The organism is Paraburkholderia sp. EG286B (assembly GCF_040965655.1).
Lineage (GTDB): Bacteria > Pseudomonadota > Gammaproteobacteria > Burkholderiales > Burkholderiaceae > Paraburkholderia.
In genome coordinates this window covers 52,120-69,168 of the sequence record NZ_JBFRCF010000008.1, presented here as the reverse complement: position 1 = coordinate 69,168, position 17,049 = coordinate 52,120, and the positions used below count along the sequence as shown (strand labels likewise).

General features: G+C 66.5%; 14 protein-coding genes. 4 read left to right on the top strand and 10 right to left on the bottom strand.

All coding sequences use genetic code 11. The annotated features are described in order from the left end of the window. Positions 1-41 precede the first annotated feature (41 nt). The 3 genes from AB4Y42_RS18765 to AB4Y42_RS18755 form a co-directional block, all read right to left on the bottom strand. Positions 42-725, bottom strand: coding sequence for a DUF484 family protein (locus AB4Y42_RS18765; protein ID WP_368689433.1), 684 nt, complete (start codon positions 723-725; stop codon positions 42-44). A gap of 130 nt (positions 726-855) precedes the next feature. After that, a complete protein-coding gene (gene dapF / locus AB4Y42_RS18760; RefSeq protein WP_368694991.1) occupies positions 856-1,722 on the bottom strand; it encodes a diaminopimelate epimerase in 867 nt (288 codons plus the stop codon). 58 nt (positions 1,723-1,780) lie between these two features. Beyond that, entirely contained in the window at positions 1,781-2,668 is an 888-nt protein-coding gene (locus AB4Y42_RS18755) for a lipid A biosynthesis lauroyl acyltransferase (RefSeq protein ID WP_368689431.1), read from the bottom strand. Positions 2,669-2,940: 272 nt separating this feature from the next. Between AB4Y42_RS18755 and metK the strand changes: the two genes are divergently transcribed. Beyond that, a complete protein-coding gene (gene metK / locus AB4Y42_RS18750; protein ID WP_368694990.1) occupies positions 2,941-4,131 on the top strand; it encodes a methionine adenosyltransferase in 1,191 nt (396 codons plus the stop codon). A 126-nt stretch (positions 4,132-4,257) separates the two neighbouring features. Here metK and AB4Y42_RS18745 read toward each other — a convergent pair whose 3' ends face one another. After that, positions 4,258-4,626: a hypothetical protein gene (locus AB4Y42_RS18745; RefSeq protein ID WP_368689429.1), complete on the bottom strand. Its 369-nt coding sequence runs from the start codon at positions 4,624-4,626 to the stop codon at positions 4,258-4,260. 525 nt (positions 4,627-5,151) lie between these two features. On the opposite strand from AB4Y42_RS18745, the gene AB4Y42_RS18740 reads away from it, so the two are divergent. After that, positions 5,152-5,913 carry a phytanoyl-CoA dioxygenase family protein gene (locus tag AB4Y42_RS18740; protein WP_368694989.1) on the top strand — a complete coding sequence of 254 codons (762 nt, stop codon included), beginning with the start codon at positions 5,152-5,154 and terminating at the stop codon, positions 5,911-5,913. Between the two features lie 22 nt (positions 5,914-5,935). On the opposite strand, the gene AB4Y42_RS18735 is transcribed toward AB4Y42_RS18740, so the two are convergent. Further along, positions 5,936-6,142: a DUF3185 family protein gene (locus AB4Y42_RS18735; protein WP_069264683.1), complete on the bottom strand. Its 207-nt coding sequence runs from the start codon at positions 6,140-6,142 to the stop codon at positions 5,936-5,938. A 234-nt stretch (positions 6,143-6,376) separates the two neighbouring features. Here AB4Y42_RS18735 and mgrA point away from each other — a divergent pair, with 234 nt between their 5' ends. Both mgrA and AB4Y42_RS18725 read left to right on the top strand, forming a co-directional pair. Then, a complete protein-coding gene (gene mgrA / locus AB4Y42_RS18730; RefSeq protein WP_368694988.1) occupies positions 6,377-7,420 on the top strand; it encodes an L-glyceraldehyde 3-phosphate reductase in 1,044 nt (347 codons plus the stop codon). A 274-nt stretch (positions 7,421-7,694) separates the two neighbouring features. Continuing rightward, entirely contained in the window at positions 7,695-8,618 is a 924-nt protein-coding gene (locus tag AB4Y42_RS18725) for a fatty acid desaturase (RefSeq protein ID WP_368694987.1), read from the top strand. A 127-nt stretch (positions 8,619-8,745) separates the two neighbouring features. Here AB4Y42_RS18725 and AB4Y42_RS18720 read toward each other — a convergent pair whose 3' ends face one another. The 5 genes from AB4Y42_RS18720 to AB4Y42_RS18700 form a co-directional block, all read right to left on the bottom strand. Continuing rightward, entirely contained in the window at positions 8,746-8,931 is a 186-nt protein-coding gene (locus tag AB4Y42_RS18720; protein ID WP_028203177.1) for a hypothetical protein, read from the bottom strand. A 377-nt stretch (positions 8,932-9,308) separates the two neighbouring features. Then, entirely contained in the window at positions 9,309-10,550 is a 1,242-nt protein-coding gene (locus AB4Y42_RS18715) for an MFS transporter (RefSeq protein ID WP_368694986.1), read from the bottom strand. A 104-nt stretch (positions 10,551-10,654) separates the two neighbouring features. Further along, positions 10,655-12,208: an efflux transporter outer membrane subunit gene (locus AB4Y42_RS18710; RefSeq protein ID WP_368695115.1), complete on the bottom strand. Its 1,554-nt coding sequence runs from the start codon at positions 12,206-12,208 to the stop codon at positions 10,655-10,657. Then, positions 12,208-13,464, bottom strand: a complete 1,257-nt coding sequence (locus AB4Y42_RS18705) for an efflux RND transporter periplasmic adaptor subunit (RefSeq protein ID WP_368694985.1) — start codon at positions 13,462-13,464, stop codon at positions 12,208-12,210. Before AB4Y42_RS18705 ends, AB4Y42_RS18710 begins: the two co-directional genes overlap by 1 nt. 10 nt (positions 13,465-13,474) lie before the next feature. Then, a complete protein-coding gene (locus AB4Y42_RS18700) occupies positions 13,475-16,657 on the bottom strand; it encodes an efflux RND transporter permease subunit (protein ID WP_368694984.1) in 3,183 nt (1,060 codons plus the stop codon). Positions 16,658-17,049 lie beyond the last annotated feature (392 nt).

Below are 17,049 nucleotides of genomic sequence, written 5' to 3'. Positions count from 1 at the left end.
ATCGGATCGGTCGGGTTCACGTTGGGCGGCCTGGGCGGGTGTCAGTGCGGCAGCAGGCGCGAGAGCGCCGCGCTCGCCAGTGCACCGATCTGCGTGAGAAAGTCGGTGGCCATGCCTTCGTGGAAGCGGCGCGGGTCGGGCGAGCCCATCACCAGCAGGCCGAAGGCTTCGCCCACTGGCGCGTCGTTCGAGGCCACAGCGGGGGCGCGCAGCGCGATGATCGCGACCGATTCGGCGGCGCCGTCGCTCGAGTCGAGCCATTGCGCGGCCTCGAAGCCGGTGTTCGCGCCACAGTACGGCGTGTCGAGACTGTTCGCGAAGATGCGCACTTCCTCGCCGGTATGGCGTGCGAAGTCGGCCTGGCTGTAGGACTCGGCCACGTCCCACACGCGCAGCGCGGCTTGCGGCATGTCGAACACGTCGCGCAGGTTCTGCGTGATCGAGCGCGGCAGCGCGTACGGATCGCGCTCGGCGATCATGCGCGTGGTCCAGCGGTTGAACTTCGCGGCGATCGAATCGTTCTCGTGGCCGTAGCGCAGCAGCTCGGAGAGACGCCGCTCGAGATGCTTGTTCTTCTCGCGCAGCATTTCCATCTGGCGCTCCTGCAGCGAGACGGCAGCCTTGCCATGCGGATTGCCTAGCTTGATCGTCGCGAGCAGTTCGGCGTGCTCAACGAAAAAATCGGGGTGGGCGAGCAGATAGTCGGCAACTTCGCGATCGTTCATGTTGTGGACGCGTTGTAGTTGTGAGGCGCGCACGGCGGCGCGCGGTCTGTCATGCGGTGGATGGTTTTCGGGTATTCGTACAGCGCGACGTTCTCTCATTGCGCGCGCCGCACGAGGCCGATGGTGCGTGTCAGTCGGCCAGCTCGATCTCGCCTTCGAATACCGTGGCAGCCGGGCCCGCCATGGTGAGCGCGGCGGATTCGTCGCGCGCGCCGTCCCAGGCGATGGTCAGCAGGCCGCCGTGGGTATGCACCTTCACGGGCGTGTCGAGCAGCCCGCGGCGAATGCCCGCCGCCACGGCCGCGCATGCGCCCGTGCCGCACGCGAGCGTTTCGCCTGCGCCGCGCTCGAATACGCGCAGCTTCACTTCGTTGCGCGAAACGATCTGCATGAAACCGGCATTCACCTTGTTCGGGAAACGCGCATGCGTTTCGATGACCGCGCCTTCGGCCTTCACCGGGTACGCCTCGACGTCGTCCACGACCTGCACCGCGTGCGGATTGCCCATCGAGACGACCGACACCCAGCGCCGGGCGCCGTTCACGTCGAGCGGCCAGAGCGTGTCGTTGCCTTCGCGGCGGCCTTCGAGGCCGTTTGCGTTGAACGGCACGAGCGCCGGTTCGAACTCGGGGCGGTCCATGTCGACGACGACTTCACCGTTTTCCTGCACGACGAGCGTGATCGTGCCCTTCTGCACCTGCACGCGCACGCGGTTCGAAGCGGTGAGCTTGCGGTCGCGCACGAATTTCACGAAGCAGCGCGCGCCGTTGCCGCAATGCTCGACCTCGCCGCCGTCGCAATTGAAGATGCGATAGCGGAAGTCCACGCCTTCGACGGTCGGCTTCTCGACCAGCAGCAACTGATCCGCGCCGATGCCGAAGTGGCGGTCGGCGAGCGCGCGCACGCGCTCGGGCGTGAGCGCGAGGTCCTGGCTGTAGCCGTCGAGCACGACGAAGTCGTTGCCCGCGCCGTGCATCTTGGTGAATTTGAGTTTCATGCCGTCATTGTAAGCGAGGCCCGGGCGAAAACCCGGGCCTCGATCGTGTGCGCGAAGTTCAGTTATAGACGCTCGGCTCGCCTGGCGGCCGCGTCTTGAAGCGCTTGTGGACCCAGTAGTACTGCTCGGGAATGTGCGGAATCTGTTCTTCGAGGAAGGCGTTCATGCGGCGCGCGTCGAGATCGTCGTCGCCGGTCGGATAATTTTCCCAAGGTTTGAACACTTTCAGCCGATAACCCTTGTAATTGGGCAACACCTCGCCGATGAACGGTACCACCTGCGCATGACCCACCTTCGCCAGACGTCCCACCGCCGTGAGCGTGCACGCCGGCACGCCGAAGAAGGGCACGAACGTGGAATTGCGCATGCCGTAGTCCATGTCGGCGCCGAGCATCACGGGTTTTTTGTCGCGCAGCCAGCGCAGCACGGCGCGCGCGCTGTCCGCGCGGCTCACCATTTCCGCGCCGAAACGGCTGCGTCCCGCCTTGGCCGCGGCTTCGAACTCGGGGTTCGAGAACGGCTGGTAGAGCGAGCCGCAGGGCCGGTGCAGCGAGTAGTTCAGAAACATGGAGCCCGCCTCGATGCCCACGAAATGCAGGCCGAGAAAGAGCGTCGGCGGCAGGTTCGGATCGGTGAGATCGATCTCGCTGTCGAGCTCGACGATTTTTTCGAGCTTCTGCGCCGAGGCGAACCATTGCACGCTGCGCTCCATATAGCTGCGAATCGCATGACGGAAGTGCAGCCCCGCCACTTCCTCGCGCTTTTCGTCGCTCCACTCGGGGAAGCACAGGCGCAGATTCGTATGAACGACGCGCTTGCGCCGGCTCGGGATCTGGTAGAGCAGCCAGCCGAGGCCGTCGCCCAGACGCGCGACGAAGCCATAGGGCAGGATCGCGAACAGCTTGAGCAGGCCGATGGCGAAACGGGAGCCGAGTTTGCCTATCATGCGGCAACTCCGCTGCAGGGCTTGCGAACTGTGGAAGGGGCGATGGGCGGCACGCGGGGGAGACTCTGCGACAATTTAAGGAAGTCGCTATAATAAGGGCTTCGCCGAGTTAATAGACAACTTGCGGGGCGAAGCCGGTGGGCTGTGAACTACGCGTGAGCGATCGCGAATCATGGCAACCGGGCAGCAATTCCGCTAAAGCGTCGCCGCTTCAAAGCTCCCGAAGCTGGCTACGTGAACTCAACCGTCACCAGCTACAAGGAGCTATACACGTGGCAAACGACTATTTCTTCACCTCCGAATCCGTCTCCGAAGGCCATCCGGACAAGGTCGCCGACCAGATCTCGGACGCGATCCTCGACGCCATCCTCACGCAGGACAAGTACTCGCGCGTTGCAGCGGAAACGCTGTGCAACACGGGTCTCGTCGTGCTGGCCGGTGAAATCACCACGACGGCCAACGTCGACTACATCCAGGTCGCGCGCGACACCATCAAGCGCATCGGCTACGACAACACCGACTACGGCATCGACTACCGCGGCTGCGCGGTGCTCGTCGCCTACGACAAGCAGTCGCCGGACATCGCCCAGGGCGTGGACCGCGCGCACGACAACAACCTCGACCAGGGCGCCGGCGACCAGGGCCTGATGTTCGGCTATGCGTGCGACGAAACGCCCGAACTGATGCCGCTGCCGATCCACCTGTCGCACCGTCTGGTCGAGCGCCAGTCGAACCTGCGCCGCGACGGCCGTCTGCCGTGGCTGCGTCCGGATGCGAAGTCGCAGGTCACGATCCGCTACGTCGACGGCCGGCCGCACGCCATCGACACCGTCGTGCTCTCCACCCAGCACTCGCCGGACATCGACCTCGGCACGCTGCGCGAAGCCGTGATCGAAGAAGTCATCAAGCCGGTGCTGCCGTCCGAGCTGATCAAGGGCGACATCAAGTTCCTCGTGAACCCGACCGGTCGCTTCGTGATCGGCGGCCCGCAGGGCGATTGCGGTCTCACGGGCCGCAAGATCATCGTCGATACGTACGGCGGCGCAGCCCCGCACGGCGGCGGTGCGTTCTCGGGCAAGGATCCGTCGAAGGTGGACCGCTCGGCAGCCTACGCTGGCCGCTACGTCGCGAAGAACATCGTGGCCGCCGGCCTTGCGTCGCGCTGCCTGATCCAGGTGTCGTACGCCATCGGCGTGGCCGAGCCGACCTCGGTCATGGTCAACACGTTCGGCACCGGCAAGGTTTCGGACGCGACCATCACGAAGCTCGTGCGCGAACACTTCGACCTGCGTCCGAAGGGCATCATCCAGATGCTCGACCTGCTGCGCCCGATCTACGAAAAGACCGCCGCCTACGGCCACTTCGGCCGCGAAGAGCCGGAATTCTCGTGGGAAGCGACCGACAAGGCGCTGGTTCTGGCCGAAGCCGCCGGCACGGAGCCGGTGAGCGTAGCCGTCGCGTAAGCATTCGCAAGAGCCGGCCTCACGCCGGCTTGAGTCAAGAAAGCGAAGAAAAACCCCGCAGGGCGCGAGCCCGTGCGGGGTTTTTTTGTTTTCTGCGGATTGCGCGGAGCGGACCGCGCGCGCGTCTCAGCGCATCGCGAAACCGAACCAGCCTGTGCTGCTCGCGCCCATACGGCGCGGCTTGCGCGTGCTGCGCGTCACGTGAACCGTGGACGGGGCGGCGAGCGTGCGCAGCGGCGCATTCGGACGATAGAGCAGCGTGCGCAGCGAGAAGTGGCGCGCGCCCGAACGCATGCGCAGCACGGCGAAGAACGAGTGGAACCAGGTGCGCATGCCGTCGACGGGCTTCGCTTCGCGCACTTGTTGCGTGAGCGCGCGAGTGCGGGCGGCATGGTGTCGCAGTGCGCGCACCAGGTGACGGCGGGCGGGGCGTGCCGCTTTCAGCGCGGTGTGGGCGGCGTGGGTCATGCGTTGAGTATTGAAGAGGGTATGCATGGCGGTTGAGCAATCGGTTCGAGGTGCGCCTTGCGCGACGCTATGCGTCGAGCAGCAAACGTGCCTGTCTTCCAGGGCGTCACGATCTCGGTGGACGGGAGACGGGCCGCATGGCGCGGCGTAGGACGCGACGCGACGGATTCTTCTGTTGGAGCACCTTGTGGGGCAAGGCGTTCACGGCGATCCGTCCGTGCGATGAGAATTCGGTGAAGTCAAACAACATCGCGACAGGCTACACGCGAATCATGACGGCAGAAAGTCCGTTAATACCCGGCCCTGCGCGTCTTTGATGCATGCGATCCCGCCCTTTGTCTTCATCGCGGTGCGCGCGCGCCATTCGCGTGCGGCTCGATGCGCGGCGCGCATGGAGCCACCTCGTGTGAGCGCGTGGTCCTTCCCGCCGTGCCGGCACGCTTTACAATCGATGAAGTCGGCGCGCGCCGACGCCGCACGCTTGTCGTTTGACGAAGCGGCGAACGCAGGCTGCGGCCCTTGCTCGCATCGAGATCGCATAACGGAAGTCCCATGTCAGTCCAGTCAAAGAAAGAACAGGTGCAGGCGCTGCGCGAGCGCGGCTTCGTGGTCGTGCCGGTGCTCGTCTCGCCCGAGCGCTGCGAGGCGATCAAGCGGGTTGCTCAGGAGCAGTTGCAGGCGGCTGCCGCGCCGCTCGAATTCGAAGCCGATCTGCGCTACCCCGGCGCGCCCGAATCGAAGCACGCTCCCGGCGGCCATACGGTGCGGCGCCTGCTCGACGCGTACTCGCGCCACGCGCTGTATCGCGAGTGGGCGACTTCGCCGGAGATCGCGGGGTGGATGGAACTGTATTTCGGCGAGGAGCCGGTCCTGTCGTGCGCGCATCACAACTGCATGATGACGAAGCACCCGCACTACGGCAGCCTGACGGGCTGGCACCGCGACGTGCGCTACTGGTCGTTCGAGCGCGACGACCTCGTGTCGGTCTGGCTCGCGCTCGGGCCGGAGAAGATGGAAAACGGCGGCCTGTGGTTCGTGCCGGGCTCGCACGACGCGCCGTTCACCTCGGACAAGTTCGACGCCGCCAAATTCTTCCGCGCCGACCTGCCCGAGAACAAGGTGTGGATCGACCGCGCCATTGCCCCGACGCTCGCCGCCGGCGACGTGGTGTTCTTCCACTGCAACACGCTGCATTCGGCGGGGCAGAACCAGAGCGATCAGGTGAAGTTTTCGCTCGTGTACACCTATCACGGCGCGAGCAACGTGCCGCTGCCGGGCACGCGCTCGGCGTCGAAGCCCGAGGTGAAGTTCTGAGCCGACGCTGCCGTGCTGGCGCCTAGCGCCGGCGCCCCGACATCGCGAGCCCGGTGATGCCCGCGAGCGTCGCGGCGATGCCGCCCCCGATCAGGAGGATCGTGCGGTTGGTGGGCGCGCCGGTAAACAGGCGCGACATGTCGTTCGCGAACGAATGGAGCGACTGGCCGCCGAAGTACAACAGCACGACGCCACAGGCGATGAGCGCGATCGAAATCGCTTTGGCCATGAACAACCTCTCGCAAAGGATGGACGCCGCAGTGTAGGCGAGTGGCCGCGGCGCGTCCAGGGTGCGGTTTTTGCGCCTGCCTGACACGCGCGCCCCATCGCCTTTCCCGCATAGTGGGCATCTGCACGCCTTGGGCGGATTGGCTAACATAGCTGCCTCACGCGAGCGGTGTGCCCCACGGCGCATCGCGCCCATCTTTTCGCTCACTTCCCGTTTTCGCCGAGGATTCAGACCATGGCTTACGAAGCAGCCTCAGAACGCTATTCGGACATGCAGTACCGCTTTTGCGGCAAGTCGGGGCTCAAACTGCCCGCGCTGTCGCTCGGTCTGTGGCACAACTTCGGCGACACCACGCCGATCTCGACCCAGCGCGACATCCTGCGCACCGCGTTCGATCTCGGCATCACGCACTTCGATCTCGCGAACAACTACGGCCCGCCGTACGGCAGCGCCGAAACCAACTTCGGCCGTATTTTCAAGGACGATTTCCGTCCGTACCGCGACGAACTGCTGATCTCGTCGAAGGCCGGCTGGGACATGTGGCCGGGTCCGTACGGCCAGGGCGGCGGCTCGCGCAAGTACGTGCTCGCGAGCCTCGACCAGAGCCTGCAGCGCATGGGCCTCGACTACGTCGACATCTTCTATTCGCACCGCTTCGACGTGGAAACGCCGCTCGAAGAAACGGCGGGCGCGCTGGCCACGGCCGTGCAGCAGGGCAAGGCGCTCTATGTCGGCATCTCGTCGTATTCCTCCGCGAAGACGCGCGAAATGGCCCGGCTCCTCGCCGAATACAAGGTGCCGCTGCTCATTCACCAGCCGTCGTACAACATGCTCAACCGCTGGGTCGAGGAAGAACTGCTCGACACGCTCGAGGACCTGGGAACGGGCAGCATCGCGTTCACGCCGCTCGCGCAGGGCGTGCTCACGAACAAGTACCTGAACGGCGTGCCCGAAGACGCGCGCGTGAACCGCCCGGGCGGCGGCTCGCTCAAGAGCGAGCACCTGAGCGCCCAGAACATCGAGCACGTGCGCAAGCTCAACGACCTCGCGCTGCGCCGCGGCCAGAGCCTCGCGCAGATGGCGATCGCGTGGACGCTGCGCGGCGGCCGCGTGACCTCGGCGCTGATCGGCGCGAGCCGCGCGGAGCAGGTACGCGAGAACGTCGCGGCGCTGAAGAACCTCGAGTTTTCGAAGGAAGAACTCGCGGAGATCGACCGCTATGCGACCGAAGGCGGCGTGAACCTGTGGGAGAAGCCGTCGACCGATCAGCCCATCTGAGCGGCACGCTTCTGCCTGCTTCCCGGCGCAAAGAACCGCCTCCTCGCGAGGCGGTTTTTTATGCGCGAACGATCGGGCGCACATCGGCCACGGCCGCGCGGCGCGCGGTTCTTCGCTTTGTCATGTGGCCCTGCTAACGTCGCGGCAGCCTTTGCCGCGAGGAATCACCATGGAGTTCTTGAGCGCCGAAACTGAAGCGCTTTCCCCGTCCGCCACCCGCGCCGAACCCGCCAGGCGGTCAACCCACTCACCCCGGCCCGCAACGGCGAGCCGCATGAACGCCGCGCTGATCGCGTTCGCGCTCACGGCGCTTAGCTACGAACTCATCGGCTTGCCGCTGTTGCTGGACGCAGCGGGCGGCCCGACGCTCGCGCTGCTGGCGACACTCGCGCCCGTCGTGCTCGCCACGCCGATCCACTGGGGCCTCATTCATGAAGGCATACACGGACAACTGGCGCGCGACCGGCGCGTGAACGAGTGGCTCGCCCGCGCGCTCTCGATCGGTCTGGCGATGCCGTTCGACGCCGTGCGTTTCGGACACCTGATGCATCACCGCTTCACGCGCGAGCCGTTCGACCGGCCCGATGTGCACGACACGCACGGCGCGAGCGGCCCGCGCTGGCGTCGTCGCGTGGCGTACTACGGGCGGTTGATGGGTGGTCTCTACCTCGCTGAATTGCTGCTGCCGCTGTTGGCGTTTATGCCGGCGCGGCTCGCGCGTGCCGTCATCGAGCGCGGCGTGGGCGCGCATGGCCGCGAAGGCGTGCAGGTGCAGCGGCTCTTCGCGAACCACGCTACCGATCCCGTGAGGCGCCGCCGTGCGCGGCGCGACTGGCTTGCGTCGCTCGCACTCTATGCGGCTTCGTTCGCGCTCTACGGCAAGGCCTGGCCCGTGCTGCTCGTGGCGATGTACCTGCGCGGACTGTGGCTTTCGCTTGCCGACAACCTGCCGCACTACGGCGTTGCGCTCGACGAACCGGGCCGCGCGCGGGATTTTCGCGTGCCGCGCGCTTTGGGCGTGCTGCTGATGAACCACCACCTGCATCGCCAGCATCATCTGCATCCGACGCTGCCGTGGACGGCGCTGCCCGCGCTCGTGCACGCCGAAGACGCTGCAGGCGCGCCTGCGCGCGCGGGCTATCTGGCCGCTGCGTTGCGTCAGTTCAAGGGCTTGCAGCCGGGTATCGATCCCGGCTGAGAGGGGGGAGTGCGAGCGAGTGGCGCGCGTGCGCGCCAGCCGCGGCGCTTCGAGCCGCGAGGATGGTGCTTCGCCACTTCGCGCGCCTGCGAGCCGCCGTGCGTACGAAGCGTGCGGCAAACGTCCGCTACATTAGCGCCGGCAGCGTCTCGACAAGTGCAACGGCCGCGAGTACGCCGATCAGCGCGCCGATCACGCGCAGCGTGTTGTGTCTGAATTCCGTTGCGCACGGCACTGCGCCAAGAAAGAGCGCGCCAGCGAGGGCCATCGGGATGATCATCACGAAATCGCCGATCGTGAAATAACCTTCCATGCTTGTCTCCTGTCGATCCGGAGTTAGTGCTTCAGCATTGACTCCGGTCCCATGCAGGGATTGCGTATCGTATGGGCGACGATGGCTCGCAGTGGTTGTCTTTCTCGTCGCCATGCCAATGGCATGACGCTGCGGCCCCGGGCCTGCAATCGAGTATAGGTGAGGGCGGCGGCGCGTGTGCGCGCCGTCAGACTCCCCGTGAAGCAGATGCCGCGCCGCAAAAGCCCGCCAGATGCGGCGCTGCGCTGCGGTGCGAGGCACACGGCCCGCAAATCGCGAGTCGTCTGAATATTACGGACGCCTTTCGATTGCCGTCGCGCGCAGCACACAAAGTCGCGAGTGCGCAGTTTGCATGCCGCGCGGGCGGCTTCGCGGGCTCAGGCCGCTCCGGCTCGCTCGCGCCCGCGCAGCGTGAGCGCCAGTGCGAGGCCCACGACCAGCAGCACGATCACGAGGCCGGCCACGCCGCCCCAGCCCGCGCCGGCCCAGAAGTGTCCGCCGATCGACCCCATCACGCTCGAGCCGAGGTAATAGGCGAGCAGGTAAAGCGCGGCGGCCTGGCCTTTCGCTTCGCGCGCGAGCCGGCCGACCCAGCCGCTCGCCACCGCGTGTCCCGCGAAGAAGCCGATGGTCAGGCAGGCGATGCCCGCCGCAATCGCCGTGAGCGGTGCGAACAGCGTGAGCACGACGCCCGTGAGCATCAGCGCGAGACTGGCGATCAGCACGCGGCCGCGCCCGAAGGTGTCGGCCATGCGGCCCGACCACGGCGAGGCGACCACGCCGGTCAGGTAGACGAGGAAAATCGCGCCGATGGCCGCCTGGCTCATGTGATAGGGCGCCGCGATCAACCGGTAGCCGATGTAGTTGTAGAGCGTGACGAAGCTGCCCATCAGCACGAAGCCCATCACGAACAGCATCGGCAGGCCCGGCCGCGCGAAATGGCGCAGCAGCGCCGCGCGGTGATGCGCGAAGCCGAGGCCGCTCTTCGGCACGAAGTGGCGCGAGGGCGGCAGCAGCGAGCGGAACGCGAACATGGAGGCGAGCCCGAGCACGCCGATCACGGCCACGGCCGCGCGCCAGCCGAACAGGTCGGTGACGATGCCCGTGATCACGCGCCCCGCCATGCCGCCGATCGCCGTGCCACCCACGTAGAGTCCCATCGACAGGCCGAGGCCGTCCGGGTGCATTTCCTCGGCGAGCCAGGCCATGGCCACGGCGGGCACGCCGCCGAGCGCGATGCCGAGGAGCGTGCGCAGCACGAGCATCTCATGCCAGTGCGGCACGAAGGCGCTGGCGAGCGTGAGCAGCGACGAGGCGCACAGCGACGCGGTCATCATGCCGCGCCGGCTCCAGCCTTCGGAGACGAAGCCCGCGACGAAGATCGCGATGGCGAGCGCGGCCGTGGTGAACGAGAGCGAGAGGCTGCCCTGCGCGGGGCTCACGCCGAAGGTTTGGGAGAACGCGGGCAGGAGCGGCTGCACGCAGTAGAGAAGCGAAAAGGTGGCGTAGCCGGCGAACAGCAGCGCGAGGCTTGCGCGCCAGAATTCGGGAGTGCCGCGTTCGATGTACGGAACGGCGGAGGGCGCGGAAGTGCGCGGGGCGCCCGGTGATGCAGTCACGACAGGATCTCCAGCAAGATTGCAAAGGCGCAACGATACGCCTGTTGAGCAAATGGCGTGGTCGAGCGCCGCAGGCCGGGTGCCCGGCGCAACCGCGCGGCCGCTCAGCCCGGAGCGCGCGAGGCGCCCGGCTGCGCGCTGCGAGCGGCGTTCGGCGAAGCGCCTTGCGGCCCGCTGGCGGGCTGCGCTTTTTGCGCGTCGTCCGGGTGGACCAGCGCCGCATCGCCTGGTAAATCCGCCGCGCTCCAGCCGCCGCCGAGCGCCTTCACGAGCGCGACGCTCGCCGCCATGCGCCGGCGCGAGATCGCCACGGCCTGGCGTTCGTTGGTGAGCGCCGTGGTTTGCGCGACCACCACGTCGAGATAGGTGATCGCGCCGCCCAGATAGCGATTGTTGATGGTGACGAGCGTGCGCTGCGCGGCATCCACCGCGCGGTCCTGGGCGGTCGCCTCCTGCGCCAGCACGCGTAGCGCCGCGAGGTTGTCCTCGACCTCGCCGAAGGCGTCGAGCACCGTCTGGCGATACTGCGCGACGTTCTCGTCATACTGCGCGCGCGCTTCGTTGCGCACCGCCTCGCGCCCGCCGAAGTCGATCAGCGTGCCAGCGAGCGTCGGCCCGAGCGACCAGAAGCGCGCGGGCGCGACGAGCCACTGGCTGAAGTTGGTCGCCTCCAGCCCACCCGTGACCGCGAGCATGAGGTTCGGGAAGAACGCCGCCGTCGCCACGCCCACCTGCGCGTTCGCGGCGGCGACGTGGCGCTCGGCTGCCGCGATGTCGGGACGCCGTTCGAGCAGCGTCGACGGCACGCCCGGCGGGCTCGCGATCGCGCGCACCGCGTAAGCCTCCTTCGGTGCGGCAGCGAGCGTGAACGTGGAAGGCGACTGTCCGATCAGAATCGCGATGGCGTGCTCGAGCTGCGCGCGCTGCACGCCGAGATCGATCGCCTGCGCCACGGTGGTCTGCAACTGCGTTTGCGCCTGGCCCACATCGGCGTCGGTGGCGATGCCGCCCGCGTAGCGGTTCTGCGTGAGTTCGAGCGACTCGCGATAGGCCTTGATGGTGTCGTCGAGCAGTTGCCGTTCGCGGTCGACGCCGCGCAACTCGAAGTAGTCGGTCGCGAGTTCGGCCTGCATGGAGAGCAGCACGGCCTGCATGTCGGCGGCGCTCGCCTGTGCGTTCGCCTTGGCGGCCTCGACGTTGCGCGCGACGCGGCCCCAGATGTCGGGCTCCCAGGTGGCGTCGATGCCCACGGAGTAGTCGTTGATCGTCTGACCGGCTTTCGACGTGTACAGGAGATTCTGCGAGGTGCGGTAGCGCGAAAAGTCGCCGCTCGCCGTCACGAGCGGGAAAAAGCTCGAGCGCTGCTGCGCGACGTTCGCGCGCGCCGCGCGAAAGTGCGCCTGCGCGGCCTGCACGTTCTGGTTCGCGCCTTCGATCTGGGCTTCGAGTGCGTCGAGCTGGGCGTCCTCGTAGATCGTCCACCACGCGCCGCGCGCCGCGCTGTCAGCGGGCTGTGCAATCGTCCAGCCCGTGCCTTCGAGTTCCCTGAAGGTTGCGGCCACGGGCATCGCCGGGCGCACGTAGTCGGGGCCCACCTTGCAGCCGCCGAGCGCCGCAAGCATGGCCAACGCGAACAGTCGAATCCGCGCGGGCTTCATCATTCGCCCTGCGCCTGTGCGCTGTTGCCCATGTTCCTGCCCGCACCGCTCGCGCCATGCGCCGCACCGGCCTCGTGCTCGCCGTGCGGCTGCACGATGCGCACCGGCGTGCCGTCGACGATCGCGTCCTGCGGATTGACGATCACGCGCTCGTCGCCGGTGAGCCCCGCCGCCACTGCCACGCGCGTGCCGAAGTCGGTGCCGAGCGTGACCTTCACGAGCTTCACGCGATCTTGCGCATCGACGGTCGCCACCTTCACGCCGTCGGGGCGGAACAGGAAGGCGTTGCCGGGCAGCGTGATCGGCGTGGCCGAGCCGTCGAGCGCGAAGTGGACCTGCGCGTAGGCGCCGGGCAGCAACTCGCCGCTGCGGTTGTCCACATCGACTTCGACCAGCATGGTGCGCTGCTGTGCGTCGACGGCGCCCGCCGTGCGCGCGACGATGCCGGGAAAGTGCTTGCCCTGCTCCTCGTTGAGCGTGAGATACGCATGCTGCTGCACGCGGATCTGCTGTGCGTAAGCCTGCGGCACGTTCGCGTACACGCGCAGACGGTCGGCCTGGGCAAGATGGAACAGCTCCTTTTGCGAGGTGCCGCCGTTGCCCGCGTCGATGAGCGCGCCCACGTCCACGTTGCGCGCGGTGACGATGCCGGCGAAGGGGGCCGTCACGCGTTCGTACGACTGTAGCTGCGAGAGCCGCGAGACGTTGAAGCGCGCGGAGTCGAGCGTGGCCTTTTTCGCGAGCATGTCGCCGACTTTTTCGTCGGTGTCCTGTTTCGCCACCGAGCGCGTTTGCAGCATCTGCGTCCAGCGGTCGGCCGTGGTTTTCGCAAGCGCGTAGTTCGCTTCGGCGTTGGCGAGATCGGCGCGCGCGGCGCGCAACTGGTCGTCCACTTCGGGCGCGTCGATTTCGGCGAGCAGCTGGCCCGCCTTCACGTGCGCGCCGATGTCGAAGTACCACTTGCGCAGATAACCGCTCGTGCGTGCGTAGATCGGCGTGTCGAGAAAGGCCTGCACGTTGCCGGGCAGCACGAGGTCGAGCGCGCGCGCCGAGCGCTGCGGCGTGACGACCTGCACGGTCAGGGTGCTCGCGGATTTCGCCTCGCGTTCGAGCGCCGCGTGTGCGCTATGGCGCGACCAGATGCCCTGCGCCGCGAGGCCGAGCACGACGAGCGCGGCGAGCACGATGGGCCAGCGCCGCGGTTGATGAGGACGAGGCGGCTCTTGCGGCGAAGGCGTTTGCGAATGAGTCGTCATGACAGGGGTTTCATGATTTGGGCACCACGTTTTCACTGGCGCGCTGGCGGCGCTCGCCGAGCTTGCGGTAGATGAGCGAGAACACCACCGGGACGAAGATCAGCGTGGCGAGCGTGCCCACCGCGAGGCCGCCGATCACGGCGCGCCCGAGCGGTGCGTTCTGCTCGCCGCCTTCGCCAAGGCCGATGGCCATCGGCACCATGCCGATCACCATGGCGAGCGCGGTCATGAGCACCGGGCGAAAGCGCGTGTAGCCCGCTTCGATCGCGGCGCGCGCCGCGTCGCCGTGCAGGCGCAACTGCTCGCGCGCAAAGCTGATGACGAGAATGGAGTTCGCCGTGGCGATGCCGATACACATGATCGCGCCCGTGAGCGCGGGAATGGACAGCGTGGTGTGCGTGAGGAACAGCATCCAGACAATACCCGCGAGCGCGCCCGGCAGCGCCGTGATGATGATGAACGGATCGAGCCACGACTGGAAGTTCACGACGATCAGCAGATACACGAGCACGATCGCGAAGATGAGCCCGCCGAACAGTCCGGAGAACGAATCGTTCATCGTCTGGACCTGGCCGCGCAGCTTGATGTTCGACGTCTTCGGCAGTTCGCTGCGCGTCTCATCGATGATCTTCGCGATGTCGTCGGAAACGGCGCCCAGGTCGCGCCCGTCGGCGGTGCCGTAAATGTCGATGGTAGTCTGCGCGTTGTAGTGCGTGACCACCGCGTCGCCCGAGATGCGCTGCATGCTCGCGAGCGAGCCGAGTATGTTGCTGCGCCCGTTCGCGGTGAGCGGAATGTTGGCGAGCGACTGCAGCGAATCGATCGTGTATTGCGGGGCTTCCGTGACGACGTTGTAGCTCACGCCGTTGATCGGATTGAGCCAGAACGTGGGCGTGGTCTGCTGGCTGCCCGAGAGCGTGATGAGCAGGTCGCTCGCCACATCCTTCTGCGTGAAGCCTGCCTGCTGCGCGCGCGTGCGGTCCACGTCGATGAAAATGCGCGGCAGGTCCGCGGGCTGCTGGATGCGCGCGTCGGCGAAACCGGGCACGCCGCGCAGCCGCGCGAGCAGCTTCGCCGCGAACGCGCGGTTGCCGGCCACGTCGCGGCCCACGATCTGCACATCGATGGGCGAGGGCATGCCGAAGTTCAGCGTCTGGCTCACGATATCGGCGGGCAGGAAGGCGAACTGCACGCCGGGGAATTCGTCGTTGAGCGTGCGCCGCAAGAGGCGCACGTAACCGGCGGTGGGGTGATGGTCCTCGTTCAGCGAGATCAGTACGTCGGCGTCGGACGTGCCGATGGTGCCCGTGTTGCTGTACGAGAGGTTGATGCCCGAGACCGGCAGGCCGATGTTGTCGATGATCGAATGCAACTCGCCCGGCGGAATCAGCGTGCGCACGCGCTTGTCGATACGGTCGACGAGCACGGCGGTTTCCTCGACACGCATGCCGGTTTTCGCGCGCACGTGCAGCGCGATGGTGCCCGCATCGACCTGTGGAAAGAAGTCGCGCCCGAGGAACGGCATGAGCAGCAGCGACGCGCCACAGCAGGCGAGAAACGCCACGACGAACCACACGGGATGCTTCACCCGCGCCGTGAGAAACGCGCGATAGCGCTCGCGCAGCCCCTCGAAGCCGCGCTCGAACGCGAGGTGCACGCGCATGAACGGATTGCGCGTCGTGCCATGCAGGTGATGCAGGTCGGCGGGCTTGTGATGATGGCGCATCAGGTACTTCGCGAGCGTGGGCACGAGCGTACGCGAGAAGAAGTACGACGCCAGCATCGCGAACACCACGGCTTCCGCGAGTGGAATGAAGAGGTAGTGCGCCACGCCCGTGAGCAGGAACATCGGCACGAACACGATGCAGATGGAGAGCGTGGAGACGAGCGTAGGAATGGCGATCTGATGCGCGCCGTCGAGAATCGCCTGCTCCAGCGTCTTGCCTTGCTCGAGTTGCTGGCTGATGTTCTCGATCGCGACCGTTGCGTCGTCAACCAGAATGCCGACCGCGAGCGCGAGCCCGCCCAGCGTCATGATGTTGATGGTCTCGCCGAGCGCTGCGAGCACGATGACCGAGGTGATCATCGACAGCGGAATCGAGATCGCGATGATGAGCGTGGCGCGCCAGTTGCCGAGGAACAGGAGGATCATGAGCGCCGTGAGCGCCGCGGCGATCAGCGCTTCGCGCAGCACGCCCTGCACGGAGGCGCGCACGAACAGCGACTGGTCGGCGACCGGATCGATATTGAGCGACGGCGGCACGAGATTGCGCAGCGTCGGCATCATCTCCTTGATGCGGTCCACAATCTCGAGCGTCGACGTGTTGCCGCTCTTGTTGATGGTGAGAAGCGACGCGCGCTGGCCGTCCACGCGCACGATATTGGTTTGCGGCACGTAGCCGTCGCGCACGTGCGCCACGTCGCGGATGTAGATCGTGCCGCTCGCCGTGGTTTTCACGGGAATGTCGTTCAGGCCCGCTAAGCTGTCGGGGCTTGCATTCATCGTCACCGAATATTCGGTCGCGCCGATTTTTGCCGTGCCCGAGGGCAGGATGAGGTTCTGCGCGCTGATCGCATTCACCACGTCCATGGGCGAGAGATTGTGCTGCTGCAGTGCGCGCTGGTTGATGTCGACCATGATCTGCCGCTGCTTGCCGCCATAGGGCAGCGGCGCGGAGGCGCCCGGCACGGTCGCGAGCTGCGTCTTCAGGAAGTTGTTGCCGTAGTCGAACAGCTCCTGCTCGGTCAGCTGCGGCGAAGAAAGCGACAGGCGCAGGATCGGCACCGTCGAGGCGTTGTAGCGCAGGATGAACGGCGGCTGGATGCCGGGCGGCAGCGAGCGCAGCTGCGCCTGTGACAGCGCCGTGACTTCGGCGAGCGCTTCCTGGATATTGGCATGCGGCTGGAAGAAGATCTTCACGACCGCGATGCCGTTCAGCGACGTCGATTCGGTGTGCTCGATATCGTTCACCGCCACGGAAAGGCCGCGCTCGTAGTTGAGCACGATGCGCTTTTCCATCTCGTCGGCGGGCAGACCCGTGTAGGTCCAGATCACCGAGAGCACCGGAATGTCGATGTTCGGGAAGATATCCGTGGGCGTGCGCAGGATCGTCAGCGGCCCGACAATCAAAAGCAGCAACGCGAGCACGACGAACGTGTACGGGCGCTTGAGCGCGAGTCGAACGATCCACATGGAACGGCGGGTTCCTTCGCTGGTGGCGGAGTCTGGCTCGCGCAGCTGGTCTGGCCGCGGTGGCGAGCGTTCAGGTTATCGGTATCGTGGCCGGCTGTTGTGGCGCGCGTGAGGTCTTTGCCTGTGCTGCGCCGGGCCTTTGTGGTGCACGGTTGGCACAGGACTATAGCGCCAGTCCCCTGCATCAGCGTACTTTTTCAGGGACTGCCCTGGCAAGGTCGCGAGGAATGGGGTTTACCATCTATTACAGTCAGGTTTTCGTAAGATGCGTGAGCGAAGGGGGGCGGGGCTTTTGGCGGCACAGGGCGCCGTCTGCCCGCCGCCGTTGATACCCCCCCCTATTTTTTCGCTTTGCTCACGCGCTCAAACAGGCAACAATGGGGATGCCAAGG

What these genes read in the sequence shown, in the direction of transcription:
- AB4Y42_RS18765 (WP_368689433.1), bottom strand. Translation starts at nt 725, where the DNA reads ATGAACGATCGCGAAGTTGCCGACTATCTGCTCGCCCACCCCGATTTT.
- dapF (WP_368694991.1), bottom strand. Translation starts at nt 1,722, where the DNA reads ATGAAACTCAAATTCACCAAGATGCACGGCGCGGGCAACGACTTCGTC.
- AB4Y42_RS18755 (WP_368689431.1), bottom strand. Translation starts at nt 2,668, where the DNA reads ATGATAGGCAAACTCGGCTCCCGTTTCGCCATCGGCCTGCTCAAGCTG.
- AB4Y42_RS18745 (WP_368689429.1), bottom strand. Translation starts at nt 4,626, where the DNA reads ATGCATACCCTCTTCAATACTCAACGCATGACCCACGCCGCCCACACC.
- AB4Y42_RS18740 (WP_368694989.1), top strand. Translation starts at nt 5,152, where the DNA reads ATGTCAGTCCAGTCAAAGAAAGAACAGGTGCAGGCGCTGCGCGAGCGC.
- AB4Y42_RS18735 (WP_069264683.1), bottom strand. Translation starts at nt 6,142, where the DNA reads ATGGCCAAAGCGATTTCGATCGCGCTCATCGCCTGTGGCGTCGTGCTG.
- mgrA (WP_368694988.1), top strand. Translation starts at nt 6,377, where the DNA reads ATGGCTTACGAAGCAGCCTCAGAACGCTATTCGGACATGCAGTACCGC.
- AB4Y42_RS18725 (WP_368694987.1), top strand. Translation starts at nt 7,695, where the DNA reads ATGAACGCCGCGCTGATCGCGTTCGCGCTCACGGCGCTTAGCTACGAA.
- AB4Y42_RS18720 (WP_028203177.1), bottom strand. Translation starts at nt 8,931, where the DNA reads ATGGAAGGTTATTTCACGATCGGCGATTTCGTGATGATCATCCCGATG.
- AB4Y42_RS18710 (WP_368695115.1), bottom strand. Translation starts at nt 12,208, where the DNA reads ATGAAGCCCGCGCGGATTCGACTGTTCGCGTTGGCCATGCTTGCGGCG.
- AB4Y42_RS18705 (WP_368694985.1), bottom strand. Translation starts at nt 13,464, where the DNA reads ATGACGACTCATTCGCAAACGCCTTCGCCGCAAGAGCCGCCTCGTCCT.
- AB4Y42_RS18700 (WP_368694984.1), bottom strand. Translation starts at nt 16,657, where the DNA reads ATGTGGATCGTTCGACTCGCGCTCAAGCGCCCGTACACGTTCGTCGTG.